Raw genomic sequence first — 13,182 nt, 5'->3', positions numbered from 1 at the left:
CACCTCCGACCCATTAGTACCACCCTTGTCAGTCCTCGCGCACTACGTCTTCGGGACGCTTGTCGTCGCGCAGACCACGCCACGCAGGGTGGCGAAGACGTTGGGTGCCGGTCCACTCACCGAACCGAACTTCCCCGACCAGTTTCGGGGTCACCCAGACCGCGTCCTTGCGTTCGGCGGCAGGCAGTACCTCGTCGAACGGGCTGGTCTTGCGCTCCATCGGCTTCAACGTGGCGGCCAGCGCGTCCAGGGCCTTCTCGGTGAACCCGGTGCCGACGCGACCGACGTAACGCAGACCGTCTCCCTCCGGAATTCCGACGAGCAGCGAGCCGATCCCGCTGGACCGACCACCCTGACCACGTCGCCAACCGCCGATCACCACTTCCTGGGTCCGCCAGTTCTTCGACTTCACCCAGGCACCTGAGCGTTTGCCAGGGAGATAGACGGAATCCTTGCGCTTTGCGACGACGCCTTCCCACCCCTGCTTGCGGCTGTGCTCCATTGCTTCCGCACCGGTGCCGTCGAGCAGCGGCGGCACGACGATCGACGGCGCCATGGCAGCGAGTGCCTCGAGCACACGGCGACGATCGGTGTACTTCTTGCGCAGCAATGCCGTGCCGTCGAGGTAGAGCACGTCGAACGCGAGAAATTCGGCCTTTGCGCCGCCTTGCTGGAGCAGTCCGAAGTTCGGAATGCCCTTCTCGTCGTACACCACGACCTCACCGTCGAGCACGACCTCATGATCGCCGAGGTCTGCCACCAGCGATTCGAGCCCTGGATATCGATCGGTCACAGTGTTTCCCGCGCGACTGCGCAATTTCATTTCCCCACCGGCGATTTCGACGATCAGCCGATAGCCGTCCCACTTCGCCTCGAAAACCCATTCATCGGAACTCAATTCGGCCGCGTTGCCTTGTGTGGCCAGCATCGGCGCGAGATCGCGTGGCAGGTCGGACTTCCCGGCAGGCACGATCGGCGATTGGTCCTTCATCCGGTGCATCAACCACTGGTCGCCCTTGGTCTGAATCAGCGCGAACCGACCGTCGACTCGCTCGCCGTGCAGCCAGACGATCACCTCGCTGTCCCGCCACTTCTCGGTCTCGTATGTGCCGGTATCCCAGATCGTCATCTCGCCACCGCCGTATTCCCCCTTGGGAATAGAGCCGTGGAAGGTCAGATACTCCATCGGATGGTCCTCGGTGTGGACGGCAAGCCGATTCTCCGACGACGTCGTCGGCACTCCCCTCGGTACCGCCCACGATGCGAGGACGCCGTCGCGTTCCAGGCGGACATCCCAGTGCAATCGTCGAGCATGATGCTCCTGAATGACGAATGCATTGCCCGCACCCGGCTTCGGCCGCGCGGACGGCACAGGTTCGGGAGTTTTCGCGGGATCGCGCATGCTGCGGTACTTTTCGAGCGAGTCTGCACCCGGGTCGAGGTCAGCCAGCAGATCGCCGTCTGCCTCGTACCGCCGAAGCACTTCGTCGAACCGCAAGTGTTGCAACGATTCCGCGTCCTCGATCTCCGCCCAGGTCCGGGGCGCCGCAACCATCGGCTGATCTCGGCCACGCATCGAATACGGCGCAATGGTCGTCTTCGCCGGGTTGTTCTGGCTCCAATCGAGGAAGACCTTGCCCACGCGCACGGCCTTGGACATGTTGGACGTCACCAATTTCGGGTACAACTTCTCCAGATTGCCTGCGACCTGCTTGGCGACGGTCGACGCACCGCCTGGCGTGAGTTTGCGGTCCAGCGGCACGTACACATGGATGCCTTTGCTGCCGCTCGTCACCGGGAAAGCCGTGAGACCGACTTCGGCGACCATGTCGCGCACGGCAACCGCGACACGCGCACAGTCCGCCAAATCGACGCCCTCGCCAGGATCCAGATCGAATACCAGCCTGGTCGCCGGACCGATCTCGTCTCCGTCGAACCGCCATTGCGGCACATGGATTTCCAGCGCCGCTTGCTGACCGAGCCAGGCCAGCCCAGCGACCGAATCGAAGACCGGATACTCGATCACGCGTTCTTTGTGGTGAATTACCTTGCGCTCCACCCAATCAGGTGCGTACTTCACGAGATTCTTCTCGAAGAACGCGGTGTGGTCGACGCCGTTGGGCCAGCGTTTTCGGGTTACCGGCCTGCCCTCGATATGCGGCAACATCGCGGGTGCGATCGCCGTGTAGTAGTCGATCACCTCGCCCTTGGTGGTCCCTGTGCTCGGATAGAGCACCTTGTCGAGATTGGACAACTCGAGGCGCCGACCGTCGATGGTCCGAGTTGGCATAGCGCTCACCTTGCCGCACTGCCGTCACCCGGGCAAGATTGCGACGTGTTTACCCTCATAGCCCGCACGATCCGGCTGACACTGCTCTTCGCGTGTGCCGCCGCGTTCGTTGCGGCCTGCTCAGGGTCGGATTCCGACGCCGGCGGCGCCACGTCGTCGACCACGGTCGGGCCGGCGTTCACGAAACTGCCGCCGACCGGTGCCGCCACAACCTGCGGACCGGACAGCGGGGCAACCCGCGAGGCTGGCATGTTGACGATTGCCACCGACAGCCCGGCATACGAGCCGTGGTTCAACGACAACGATCCGGCCAATGGCAAAGGCTTCGAGGGTGCGGTCGCGCGGTCGGTTGCGAGCAAGCTCGGCTACTCGCCGGATAAGACGAAATTCGTTTCGATCGCGTTCGACGAGGCCCTGCAGCCCGGTGACAAGCCCTTCGACTTCGACATCAACCAGTTCACCATTCTCGACACCCGACGTGCGGCCGTCGATTTCTCGTCGCCGTATTACGCGGTCGCACAGTCGATCGTGGCAATGGCGGACAACCCGGCCGCGAAAGTGGAAGCACTCTCCGAACTAGGCGCCTTCAAACTGGGCGCGCAACGCGGTTCGACAAGCCTGGCGGCCATCGTCGAGACCCTGCAGCCCACCACGCCTGCGCTCGAGTTCGCAACCAACGACGAAGCTAAGGCAGCGCTGCAGGAAGGCACGATCGACGCCCTCGTCGTCGACATCCCGACCGGCTTCGAAATTGCGGCGTCCCAGATTCCTGGCAGCGTCTTGGTCGGGCAGTTCCCTCGGCCCAACGAGGTCACCGAGTTCTTCGGCCTGGTGCTGCAGAAGGGCAGCAGGCTGACTGCCTGCGTCAGCGCTGCGGTCGACTCGCTGTTCCAGGACGGCACCCTCGACAAGCTCGCCAAGGAGTGGCTCGCCGACACCGCTGGCGCGAAGGTGCTCGAGTAGTCGGTCAGCGAGTGCGGGCCTTGAGCACTTCGACGACGATGTTGGGGATGTCGGCGGCGTTGCGCGCGATCACGCTGCTGCCGCCTGGTGTCGCGTCGGAAATCTGTTTGAGGACGGCTGCATCCGCGTCATCGGTGATACCAGCGGTGACGATGATGACGGGTCTCGACGGGTCCTGCTCCTTCTTCAACGTCGCCAGCAGCTCCTCGAGCGAGATGCTGTTCGGATCCTCGTTCGTACCGTCGGTCGCGATCACGATGCTGTTGATGTAATGCGGATCGTAGGTCGACTGAACCTTGCGGAACGCAGCGAGCGTGGTGTCGTACAGCCCGGTTCCGCCGCCGACGAGGGCGCCGAGATTGCGGTCCTGCTCGAGCACGAGCTCACGTTGCGATTTGCCGTCGAACTTGTCCCCGAGGGTCCGAATCGGAAGCAGCTCGCGCCAGTCCTGACCTGGGCCACCTTTGTCGATCGAGAACGCCCACAGACCGACTTGCGCGTTGTCGGGGAACAGCCGGATCGTGTTCTCCAAAGCTTGACCCAGCAGATCGATGCGGGTGGTCCCGCCCGCGGCTGTCTTCATCGACCCCGACACATCCAGCACTGCCAAGAACCGAGCGGGCAAGGCCAGCACCGCATATCGCCGCAACGCGGTGTCGACGACGGTTTGGTCGGACACCGTCAGCACCTCTAGCTTGCCCGCGCCCCTGTTGCCGTCGAGTGGCGCGAAGTCGGGGCCACGGAAACCTGCCTCCGACAACGCCTTACTGCCGACGATGGCCTCTGCGAGCTTGACGCCCGCCTCCTTCGCCTTGTCGTGTTGCTCGCCCGCGGGAGCGGTCACCGCGATCGGATAGTTCAAGACGAACGCACCGGTGACCGGCACCGACGCCACCAGGTTTGCGCCGGAGTTCGCCGCGTTGTACGCGACCACCTGCTCCTCGGTGGCGATCGCCACTCCCCCATCACGATTCACCTCGGCCAGCCGCTCATCTGCGGTCTTCTGCTTGGTGTTCGTCGCCTGCGCCTGCGCGATGGGAACGAGCGCCGCGGTTATCGCATTCGGGTCGACCTTGCCCTTTTCGGCTTCTGCAAGCGCGGCCAGGACCGGGCCGTTCGCAACGGTGTCGGTCAGTGGGTCGCCGATCCGCAACCCGGGACGTTTCAGCACGCTCAACCAGGTGTCGAAGAGCGGGGTATCACCTTGCTTGGTCGCGATGACAACCGGCGTGGTTGCGATCGACTGGCTAGCGGAATCGAGCGGCGCGCCAGTTGCTTTGAGCGCCTTCACCATCCATGCCGAGGAATCGGGGATCCATAGTGCTGGTAGCGATTCCGGTTTCGACAGGGTCTGAGCCACCTCCGCGGGAGCCTTCGCCTGGACGTCCAGTTTCGCGCAGCCGAGATCCTCGGGATCGGCACTAGCGGCGACCTTGGATACGACGGAGGCGATCGTGGGGTCGGCAGCTACCGAGATGGACGCGATGTCGCCGCAACCGCCGAAGACCTTGTTGTACCCGAACACACCCAGGCCGACGACGACGATCGCAACGAGCGCGATCAAGGTCCACCTGAACAGGTTCGGCCGCCGCTGCCGCCGCCCAACCGCAGGAGGTGCAATATGGCGACCCATTGGCAGACCTCTTCACTGTCTGTGGTTCTGGACAGCAGATTCTACCGTGATGCGACCGCGTGGTATGCGTCCGCGACGATATCTGCGATCTCGTCCCAGTCCTGTTCAACGTCCAGGTAGACACCGATCCAACCCCTACCGCCGACGTACGGCGGAACGAAGAATCGGCCCGGATACCGGGACACCCAATCTTGTTGCGCACCAGGCGGTCCTGCGGCCCAAAAGGCCACGCGATCATCGTGGTGATGGTCGGCGAAAGTGGCGAACTGTGGCGAGCGACCTACGAACCACGCCGGCTCGCCATGGCTTTGCCGCTCGGTGGCCTTCGGCATGCTCATGCACAGTGCGCGCAGTCGCTCCAGTACGTCGGTCGTCACAGCTGCCCGCAGCTGTTCGGCGCGGGTGCCCCCGCGACCCGGTCGACGATCCATGCGACGGCGCCAGGGATCGCTCGCGAATCGCCGTGCCCCTCATCCGCCCGCGATTCCCACTCGACGACATCGCCCAACGCGCACGCGCGCTGGACTGCTGCGCGCGTCCACTGCGGGAAGATCACCGGATCGTGTTCCCCGACGACCACCAGCATCGGACCGGCAGCCTTGGTTTTCGGCAAGGCCAGATCGCGCAACCAGGTCGCCATCCTGTCCTTGGCCTCGGTCGACGATGGCCTGCTGTCTTCCTTCTTCAGTTTCAAGGCGACGCTGAGCTTTCGGTCGGCGTCCGGACCGGTGCAGGCAAGCAGAATCGCTTTGTTCGCGGCGAGGTTGCCGTGCATGTAATCGTCGGGATTCAGTTCAGGATGCAATACCTGCAGACCCGCGATCAACGACGGCAGAAAGATCTGTTGCGGGATCGACAAGTTCACGTCGCCGTCGGTCGCCGCTACTCCCGAAATGTCGGCCGCCGGCGACAGATTCGCCGACCCGACGAAGTCGAGACCGTCGCCGTAGTCGGCCGCCCGCTCGGCAGCGGCCCAGGATGCTTGACCGCCCTGCGAGACACCGAGCGCAGCCCACTTCGTCGACGTGTCCGGAACGACGAAGCGTGCCGCACGCACCGCGTCGATCAGATCGTAAGCCGCGGCATTCGGCTCCAGATACGGATGCGGATCGTCGCTGCCGAGACCTTGCAGATCGGACACCACGACGACGAATCTGCGCTCGAGCAGCGGCGTGACGAGCGAAATGCTGCCGAGCAGGTCCGGATACTTCGATGGCGCGCACTCGTCGTCGACGCCAGTGGTCCCATGCCCGACCGTCACGATCGGCCAGCCACCCGACGGTGCCGGACCAGCCGGAGTGAAGACCGTGCCGGTGACCTCGGCACCTCCCCCATCGACGCCGGACGTCGATCGGTACCGAATCTTCGTGACCGCAGCGCCTGTCGACGTCGCGGGCATCGGCTCTTGGCTGAGCACTGCTCCGCGCTCGGTCCCCTGCGGCGCAGGGTCCGTCCGGGGCGGGTCGGAACAAGCGCCGAGCAGCAAGACGGCGGCGCACAAAGCCAGGCTCTTCATGCAGAAGCCGCAATCCCGGTCGTACATGAAATGCACTTCCGGCATTGCGGCTCCTTTGGCGTCTTTGTCAGGCCTGCGGCGGGATCACTTTCTTGGCCGCTTCTTTGCCCTTTTGGATCTTGTCCGAGTACTTGCCTTTGGTCTTCTTGTCGACAAAACCACCAGCCTTGTCGACGGCGTCTTCGATCTTGTCGGCGTTCTTCGACACGGCATCTTTGCCCTTGTCGACTACGCCCTTGAGCTTGTCACCGATCCCCATTGAAGCTCCTTTATCGTTGCTGAGACTCGAGAAGGCTACAGCGCCTTCTTGGCTGCGTCCTGTGCCTTGTCGACCTTGTCGGCAAACTTGTTGCCCGTCTTAGCGTCGATAGCGTCGCCGGCCTTGTCGATGATGTTGTCGACCTTGTCCGGATTCTTCTCGGCGAAGTCTTTCGCCTTGTCCGCGAGACCCTTGATCGAGTCGAATGCGCCCATATGTGTCTCCTAGAAACTCGAAGCCGATGGTCCGGTCGCCACGTCGTGACGCCCTGAAATTCACAGTAGTTACCCTGAGGCGATCTGTGGGATGAAAAGACCCTGTGAACAACCTCACGAACGGACACAATCGACGTATGGCGCAAGACGGGGCGAGCGAAGCGACGGTCCTTTTGACCGGCGGCACTGGAACTCTCGGCCGGGCGGTTCACGAAGAGCTGAAGGCCGACGGTGCTCGAGTCAGGATTCTCAGTCGGCGCCCGCGACCGAAAGACGTCGACGCATCGGAGTGGGCGACCGCTGACCTCCGCAAAAACGAAGGTCTGGCCGAGGCAGTCGACGGCGTCGACGTCATCGTGCACTGTGCGACGGCCCCGAGGGGCGACGTCGCCGCTGCGAAGAACTTGATCGCGGCGGCCAAGGCCACCAGTGGTCGGCCGCACCTGGTCTACATCTCGATCGTCGGCATCGACGACATCCCGATGTTCTATTACCGCAGCAAACGCGAGGTCGAGGATCTGGTCGCCTCGGCCGAACTGCCGTGGACGACGGTTCGAGCAACCCAGTTCCACAACCTGGTCCATTCGATGTTCGCCGGCCAGCGCCGGCTACCGCTGCTGTTTGCGCCGTCGATTCGATTCCAGCCGATCGATGTGCGCGATGTGGCGGCCCGCCTCGGCGAGATCGTCGACAAGCCCGCAGCGGGCCGTGTGCCCGATATCGGCGGCCCGGAGGTGCGGACCGCCGAAGACCTCGCTGCGGCGTACTCCAAGGCAGCGCATCGGCGACGTCGCATCGTCCCGATCTCGTTGCCGGGAGGAACATTCGCGGCCTACCGCGACGGCCACAATCTTGCGCCGTCCTCCGTGTTCGGCACGATCACATTCGAGCAGCACCTGGCCGATCGCGAACCCCAAAGCCACTAGAGCTCAATTGACGCCGGACGCGGACAGTGTGATCAGTCGCGGGTCGGCGAGAGCCGCGCTGCGATCGCCGACGGATCCGGTTGTTCGTTGGTCCTCGAACACTCCAGCGCCGCCGCAGACACCAGTGTCGGGGAGGGTCAGTTCGACCCGTTCAGCGCTGGCACGGTCACCGGCGAGGGCGGCGGCGATGCTGCGGACCTGCTCGTATCCGGTCATCGCGAGGAACGTCGGTGCGCGGCCGTAGCTCTTCATGCCGACGAGGTAGACGTTCGGTTCCGGATGAGTGAGTTCGGTGACTCCGTGCGGGTAGACGGTGCCGCAGGAGTGGATGTTCGGGTCGATCAACGGTGCCAGCGCAGTCGGTGCCTGCAGTACCGGGTCGAGACCGAGCCGGATTTCCGAGAGCCACGAGAGGTCCGGCCGGAAACCGGTCAAGACCACGACACGGTCGATCGCGTCGATACGTTGCCCGGCGTCGGATATCAGCGCAAGTTGCCCATGGGCGGTGGAATCTACTGTCGCGGTGCGGAATCCGGTAATTACACGCAGGAGTCCAGCGTCGACGGCCTTCTTGGCGCGTTCACCGAGTGCACCCCGGGCGGGAAGTTGATCGGATTTGCCACCGCCGAATGTCGCACCGACATCCCCTCGCCGCAGCACCCACGTGATCCGAGTTCCGGGCGCATCGCGTCCCAGGTCGGCGAGAGCAATGATCGCCGTAAGCGCAGAGTGCCCGCTGCCGGCGATGACGGTGTGTCGGCCTGCGTAGCGGGCCCGGACGGATGGATCGTGGAGATCGGGAACGCGGTACGAGATCGAATTGGACGCGGCAAGCTCACCCAGAGCGGGCAGGCCGTCGCCGCCGAGCGGGTTCGGTGCACCCCAGGTTCCAGAGGCGTCGATCACGGCTCGCGCATCGATGCGGGCATCGCTGCCATCGCCGCGGCGAACATGCACGGTCAATGGTTCGGTGTCACGCCCGGCGTCCACGACCCGGTCCCGGCCGCGACGCGCAACCCCGATGACCTCGGTGTCGAACACAACGACATCTCCGAGCGCGTCCGCCAACGGGACGAGATAGTCGCGGGTCCACTGCTTGCCGGTGGGGTACGAGTTTCTGCCGGGTGCGGTCCAGCCCGTCGTCTCGAGCAGGCGGCGTGCGGCGGGGTCGATCAGCTCGCCCCACCGGGAGAACACACGCACGTGGTTCCATTGCGACACCGCTGCGCCGGCTCCAGGCCCACGTTCGAACACCATCGGGGTCAGTCCGCGTTCACGCAGCTGGGTGGCGGCGGCAAGGCCGATCGGTCCGGCGCCGACCACCACGACCGGCAACTCGTTGTATTCCTTCTCGTTCATTGACTTCATCCCTTCTTCGATAAACATCGAACTAACCGTTCGACACTGTGCTGCGGCGAAATTGGGCGACGCTGGGCACGGCCATGACCGCTATCCACAGTGCAATCGCGGCGAGAAGAGCAGTGACGGAATCGCCGACGGTGGCAGTTCCGAGCACATGCCCACGGAGGGCGTCGGTGGCGTGCGCGACTGGGTTGAGTGCCGCGAAGGCTTGCATCCAGCGGGGCATCGTGTCGAGCGGCGCGAACGCTCCGGAGACGAACATGAACGGCATCATCACCATCATTCCGGCGAACTGGACGACGTCGGGCCGGCGGAGCCGGTCGCCGATGCGTCCGAACAGGGCGCTCATCGCCGCAGCCAACACCACCAGGACGGCGAGTCCGGCGACCGCGTCGCCGACGCTGCCATGGAACCGGAAGCCGAGCGCGACAGCGGCGATGCCGAGGAGTGCCGCACGGACAAGGGTGAATGCGGCTTCGTTGATCGTGCGGGCGACGCCAGGTAGCCACGAGCGCATCGGAAGGGCGGCGAATCGGTCGTGCAGACCGTTGGTGTGATCGATCGCTGCCGACACCCCCGCGTTCGTTCCGGCCATCACCGTAGAAACAGCGAGCATGGCTGGGGTGAGGAAGTCTATGTAGCTGACACCGGTCGGGAACTCGGGTCCGGCTGCGACACTGCGGAATACCTGGCTGAACAACACAAGCATCGCCATCGGCATCGTCAGCGAGAACATCAACAATTGCGGGACACGGGCGCTGGTGCGCAGGTTGCGGACGACGAGTGCGATCAATTGGTCAACGACAGGCGACCGCGTGGCATCGACTGCGAGCAAGGCATTCATGAGAGAGCTCCTTCGAGGGCGATATGAGTGAAGACGTCGTCGAGACTGGGTGAGGCGATGTCGAGGTCGCTGAACTCGACGTCGTCGCTGACGAGGCGAGCGACGACATCTGCGGCGGTCGCGGCATCGTTCGCAGTGACCGAAACCCGAACCTGGTCGGAAGCGACGAGGCGTGCCGCATCTGTGGGGAAAGTCAATCGGTGGAGTCGATCGGCGGGGATCGTGGCGGTCACAACTTTGCCGCCGACGATGCGTTTCAACTGCGTAGGTGTGCCGCGTGCTGCGACACGGCCCTTGTTCAGCACGACGATGTGGTCAGCGAGCCGGTCGGCTTCTTCGAGATATTGGGTGGTGAGCACCACGGTCGTTCCGTTGGTGGTGAGTTCGTCGACGACCTCCCACAGCGCGGTGCGGGCGAGTGGGTCGAGCCCGGTGGTGGGTTCGTCGAGGAACAGCACGGATGGCGAGCCGACGAGGCTTGCAGCCAGGTCGACTCGCCGACGCGATCCGCCGGACAACTCGCCGATGCGTCGCGAAGCCAGATCTTGCAGTCCGAGGCGGTCGATCAGTTCGCCCGACCGGACACGTGCCTGTGTGCGGAGTCCGGCAAGACGGCCGACGAGCTCCAAATTTTCTCGGGCGGTGAGGAATTCGTCGAGACCGGCGTATTGACCGGTTACCCCGATCCGCCGGCGCACTGCCGTTGCGTCCGTGACCACATAGAGGCCGTCGACGACCACCCGTCCGGTCGTCGGGCGGAGCAATGTGGTGAGCACCTTGATCAGAGTGGTTTTGCCTGCGCCGTTGTGCCCGAGTACGCCGAGCGTGGTGCCGGCCCGTACTTCGAGGTCGACTCCGTCGAGGGCCCGCGCCTTACCGAATGCAACGTGTAGGTCCTCGACCACGACCGGAGTTGCGGTTCGAACAGGAATGAGAAGGGTGCTGGACATCGGTGCGGCCTCCTGAATCGACGGTGTGACTGCTCAGACGCCGACGACTGCGAATGGACGCAAACGGGGTCCCGGTTGCGTCCTTCTGGCCGTACCGTCGTCTGTACGGGCGAGGAGCGTCTCAGGCGACCTCTGTGCCCAACGACGAAGAAGGACTCGACCATGAGCGTGCAAGAGATGACGGCCGAGGCCGGCCATCCGACAGTCGAAGATGTCTGGCGCCGGTTCGGCGCGGAACTACGGTCGTTCGTGCACCGGCGGATCAACGACCCGTATCGTGCCGACGACATCGTGAGTGAAGTTCTGATCAAAATTCATGAAAATGTCGGCAGCCTCGACGACCGGGAGAGACTGGCCGGCTGGGTATTTCGCATCGCGCGCAATGCCGTCACAGACGAATACCGCCGCGTCGCACGTGCACGTGAACAGCTCGATGCCGCCCCTGGCGACATGCGCGACGACGTCGAGGCTAGCTGGGACAGCTCGGATGAGGTGATGACCGAACTCGCCGGGTGTTTGCGGCCGCTACTCGAGGGACTGACACCCACCTATCGCCGAGCGCTGGAATTGACCGATCTCGACGGTAACGCCCAGGCGGAGGCGGCGCGCCTGGAAGGCATCTCGGTGTCGGGGATGAAGTCCCGTGTTCAACGCGGTCGGCAGCAGCTGGTCGACGTGCTGCGGCGTTGTTGCGCCCTGACGCTCGACTCTCGCGGCATGCCGATGGAGTACACGCGCCCCGATAGCTGCGGCTGCTCTGGGAGTTCGGCGCATCCTGCGTGACGATTGCGTCCATTTGCCGGGCGGATCGTCTGAACAGGAGCAAGCACAACCGTTCCTATCAAGGGGAAATGCCATGAACGAATCCGACATTGCCGAAAAGGTCACGCCGAACACCTGCTGCACGCCGGCAAAACAGCAGGTCTGTTGCGAGCCGAGCGAGAAGTCCACCTGCTGCGGCGCCGAGAAAGCCGACGCCGCCCCCGGGACCTGCGGCTGCCAATAACTGCTGTTGCTGGTCGGGTCGGGGCGAGCTAGCTCAGTCCGTCCCACCAATTCTGCTGCGCCGCCGGGCGGGCGATATCGACGCGCTGGCCCGGCATCGGCACGAATACGGGAGTGCCCGCCGGCTCGGCCGCAGCGGTCAAGCGCTCGACCGGCTCGCTCCAGGTGTGGAAGGCGAGGTTGAAGGTCGCCCAGTGAATCGGGACGAGTGTGCCCGCCGTCGCATCGCCTTGGTTGAGGTCGGCGTGCGCCTGGACCGCTTCCTCGGGGTTCATGTGAATCTCACGCCAGAAGTCGTTGTACGCGCCGATCGGCAGAATGGTGAGGTCGAAGGGGCCGTGCGTTTCGCCGATCTCCTTGTAGCACTTGCCATATCCGCTGTCGCCGCCGAAATACGCTCGGCGCGTGGGCCCCTGGAGAGTCCAGGATGCCCACAGCGTCGTATTGCGAACCAAGCCGCGGCCGGAGAAGTGCCTCGCCTCCGTGCAGGTGATCGTCAGCGCACCGATGGATACGCTTGCGTCCCAGTCGAGTTCGACGATGCGATCCTCGGGTACGTTCCATTGACGCAGATGCGCACCGATGCCGAGCGGCACGACGAACGGTGCATTCTGGTGTAGCAGGAGCGCCTCGACAGTCGGAAGATCGAGGTGGTCGTAATGGTCGTGACTGATCACGATCGCATCGACCGGCGGCAAGGCCTCGATTTCTACCGGCACCGGATGTAGCCGTGCCGGCCCGATCTTCGCCGACGGTGAGCACCGTTCGCTCCAGACCGGATCGGCGAGCACCCGGTAACCATCGATCTCGACCAGAACCGACGCGTGGCCGTACCACGTCAGCGCCAGTTCGGCGGCGTCGGCGGGCGCAAGTGGCGTCGCCAGCGGAACATCACCGTTCGGCCGACCGACCTTGCCTCGCGTCAGCATTCCCTTCACGATCGGCGTCGGGTCACTCGGCGCGGTGGCCGGCGGCGCCTCCGTGTTGTGGAACGTCCCGTCACGGAAATGCGACGAGCCGGTCGCGTACGGCTTGATATCGGACTGCGACGCGCCGATCGACGCGCGCGTTGCGGCGGCTTCCTTCGCGACCCACGACAGACCCGCGAAGCCTAGGACAGAGGCAGTAGCACCTTTGACGTTCACATCACCACACTACTGATTCTTCTGCGCTCGCTCCGCTCCCGCGGTTCGCGGGGACGCCGGCCTGCTCACATGCT

Annotated in this window: 14 protein-coding genes; 4 read left to right on the top strand and 10 right to left on the bottom strand. The window is 64.3% G+C overall.

Annotated features, from left to right (window positions below; translation table 11 throughout):
* Positions 1-28: 28 nt before the first annotated feature.
* The gene (locus FGL95_RS15845) at positions 29-2,290 is read right to left on the bottom strand and encodes an ATP-dependent DNA ligase (protein ID WP_169588489.1); all 2,262 of its coding nucleotides are present in this window, start codon (positions 2,288-2,290) and stop codon (positions 29-31) included.
* A gap of 45 nt (positions 2,291-2,335) precedes the next feature.
* Between FGL95_RS15845 and FGL95_RS15840 the strand changes: the two genes are divergently transcribed.
* On the top strand, positions 2,336-3,253 hold the full coding sequence (locus tag FGL95_RS15840) for an ABC transporter substrate-binding protein (protein ID WP_338079878.1): 918 nt from the start codon (positions 2,336-2,338) through the stop codon (positions 3,251-3,253).
* A gap of 4 nt (positions 3,254-3,257) precedes the next feature.
* Here FGL95_RS15840 and FGL95_RS15835 read toward each other — a convergent pair whose 3' ends face one another.
* The 5 genes from FGL95_RS15835 to FGL95_RS15815 form a co-directional block, all read right to left on the bottom strand.
* Entirely contained in the window at positions 3,258-4,814 is a 1,557-nt protein-coding gene (locus tag FGL95_RS15835; protein WP_338079901.1) for a VWA domain-containing protein, read from the bottom strand.
* 113 nt (positions 4,815-4,927) lie between these two features.
* On the bottom strand, positions 4,928-5,224 hold the full coding sequence (locus FGL95_RS15830) for an MmcQ/YjbR family DNA-binding protein (RefSeq protein WP_240963086.1): 297 nt from the start codon (positions 5,222-5,224) through the stop codon (positions 4,928-4,930).
* 35 nt (positions 5,225-5,259) lie between these two features.
* Positions 5,260-6,402 (bottom strand): lipase family protein, encoded by a 1,143-nt coding sequence (locus FGL95_RS15825; RefSeq protein WP_169589093.1) that lies wholly within the window; start codon positions 6,400-6,402, stop codon positions 5,260-5,262.
* A gap of 67 nt (positions 6,403-6,469) precedes the next feature.
* Positions 6,470-6,661 carry an antitoxin gene (locus tag FGL95_RS15820; protein ID WP_169588483.1) on the bottom strand — a complete coding sequence of 64 codons (192 nt, stop codon included), beginning with the start codon at positions 6,659-6,661 and terminating at the stop codon, positions 6,470-6,472.
* A gap of 35 nt (positions 6,662-6,696) precedes the next feature.
* Positions 6,697-6,876: an antitoxin gene (locus FGL95_RS15815; protein ID WP_169588481.1), complete on the bottom strand. Its 180-nt coding sequence runs from the start codon at positions 6,874-6,876 to the stop codon at positions 6,697-6,699.
* A gap of 137 nt (positions 6,877-7,013) precedes the next feature.
* Between FGL95_RS15815 and FGL95_RS15810 the strand changes: the two genes are divergently transcribed.
* On the top strand, positions 7,014-7,802 hold the full coding sequence (locus FGL95_RS15810) for an SDR family oxidoreductase (RefSeq protein ID WP_169588479.1): 789 nt from the start codon (positions 7,014-7,016) through the stop codon (positions 7,800-7,802).
* 3 nt (positions 7,803-7,805) lie between these two features.
* Here FGL95_RS15810 and FGL95_RS15805 read toward each other — a convergent pair whose 3' ends face one another.
* The 3 genes from FGL95_RS15805 to FGL95_RS15795 are packed head-to-tail and all read right to left on the bottom strand — an operon-like array spanning position 7,806 to position 10,958.
* The gene (locus tag FGL95_RS15805; protein WP_169588477.1) at positions 7,806-9,161 is read right to left on the bottom strand and encodes an NAD(P)-binding domain-containing protein; all 1,356 of its coding nucleotides are present in this window, start codon (positions 9,159-9,161) and stop codon (positions 7,806-7,808) included.
* A 31-nt stretch (positions 9,162-9,192) separates the two neighbouring features.
* Complete coding sequence (locus tag FGL95_RS15800; RefSeq protein ID WP_169588475.1) at positions 9,193-10,008, bottom strand: ABC transporter permease; 816 nt, start codon at positions 10,006-10,008, stop codon at positions 9,193-9,195.
* Positions 10,005-10,958: an ABC transporter ATP-binding protein gene (locus FGL95_RS15795; protein WP_169588472.1), complete on the bottom strand. Its 954-nt coding sequence runs from the start codon at positions 10,956-10,958 to the stop codon at positions 10,005-10,007. The genes FGL95_RS15800 and FGL95_RS15795 overlap by 4 nt, the downstream gene beginning before the upstream one ends.
* 162 nt (positions 10,959-11,120) lie before the next feature.
* On the opposite strand from FGL95_RS15795, the gene FGL95_RS15790 reads away from it, so the two are divergent.
* Both FGL95_RS15790 and FGL95_RS15785 read left to right on the top strand, forming a co-directional pair.
* Entirely contained in the window at positions 11,121-11,741 is a 621-nt protein-coding gene (locus FGL95_RS15790; protein WP_169588470.1) for a sigma-70 family RNA polymerase sigma factor, read from the top strand.
* Positions 11,742-11,814: 73 nt separating this feature from the next.
* Positions 11,815-11,964, top strand: coding sequence for a hypothetical protein (locus FGL95_RS15785; RefSeq protein ID WP_169588468.1), 150 nt, complete (start codon positions 11,815-11,817; stop codon positions 11,962-11,964).
* A gap of 28 nt (positions 11,965-11,992) precedes the next feature.
* Here FGL95_RS15785 and FGL95_RS15780 read toward each other — a convergent pair whose 3' ends face one another.
* Entirely contained in the window at positions 11,993-13,108 is a 1,116-nt protein-coding gene (locus FGL95_RS15780) for an MBL fold metallo-hydrolase (protein ID WP_169588466.1), read from the bottom strand.
* Positions 13,109-13,182: the final 74 nt, after the last annotated feature.

Source organism: Antrihabitans stalactiti (assembly GCF_012932915.1).
GTDB classification, from domain to species: Bacteria; Actinomycetota; Actinomycetes; order Mycobacteriales; family Mycobacteriaceae; genus Antrihabitans; species Antrihabitans stalactiti.
Note: the sequence above shows the minus strand (reverse complement) of the source record. Positions and strands in the feature narration are given on the sequence as shown.

What these genes read in the sequence shown, in the direction of transcription:
- FGL95_RS15845 (WP_169588489.1), bottom strand. Translation starts at nt 2,290, where the DNA reads ATGCCAACTCGGACCATCGACGGTCGGCGCCTCGAGTTGTCCAATCTC.
- FGL95_RS15830 (WP_240963086.1), bottom strand. Translation starts at nt 5,224, where the DNA reads ATGAGCATGCCGAAGGCCACCGAGCGGCAAAGCCATGGCGAGCCGGCG.
- FGL95_RS15825 (WP_169589093.1), bottom strand. Translation starts at nt 6,402, where the DNA reads ATGAAGAGCCTGGCTTTGTGCGCCGCCGTCTTGCTGCTCGGCGCTTGT.
- FGL95_RS15820 (WP_169588483.1), bottom strand. Translation starts at nt 6,661, where the DNA reads ATGGGGATCGGTGACAAGCTCAAGGGCGTAGTCGACAAGGGCAAAGAT.
- FGL95_RS15815 (WP_169588481.1), bottom strand. Translation starts at nt 6,876, where the DNA reads ATGGGCGCATTCGACTCGATCAAGGGTCTCGCGGACAAGGCGAAAGAC.
- FGL95_RS15810 (WP_169588479.1), top strand. Translation starts at nt 7,014, where the DNA reads ATGGCGCAAGACGGGGCGAGCGAAGCGACGGTCCTTTTGACCGGCGGC.
- FGL95_RS15805 (WP_169588477.1), bottom strand. Translation starts at nt 9,161, where the DNA reads ATGAACGAGAAGGAATACAACGAGTTGCCGGTCGTGGTGGTCGGCGCC.
- FGL95_RS15800 (WP_169588475.1), bottom strand. Translation starts at nt 10,008, where the DNA reads ATGAATGCCTTGCTCGCAGTCGATGCCACGCGGTCGCCTGTCGTTGAC.
- FGL95_RS15795 (WP_169588472.1), bottom strand. Translation starts at nt 10,958, where the DNA reads ATGTCCAGCACCCTTCTCATTCCTGTTCGAACCGCAACTCCGGTCGTG.
- FGL95_RS15790 (WP_169588470.1), top strand. Translation starts at nt 11,121, where the DNA reads ATGAGCGTGCAAGAGATGACGGCCGAGGCCGGCCATCCGACAGTCGAA.
- FGL95_RS15785 (WP_169588468.1), top strand. Translation starts at nt 11,815, where the DNA reads ATGAACGAATCCGACATTGCCGAAAAGGTCACGCCGAACACCTGCTGC.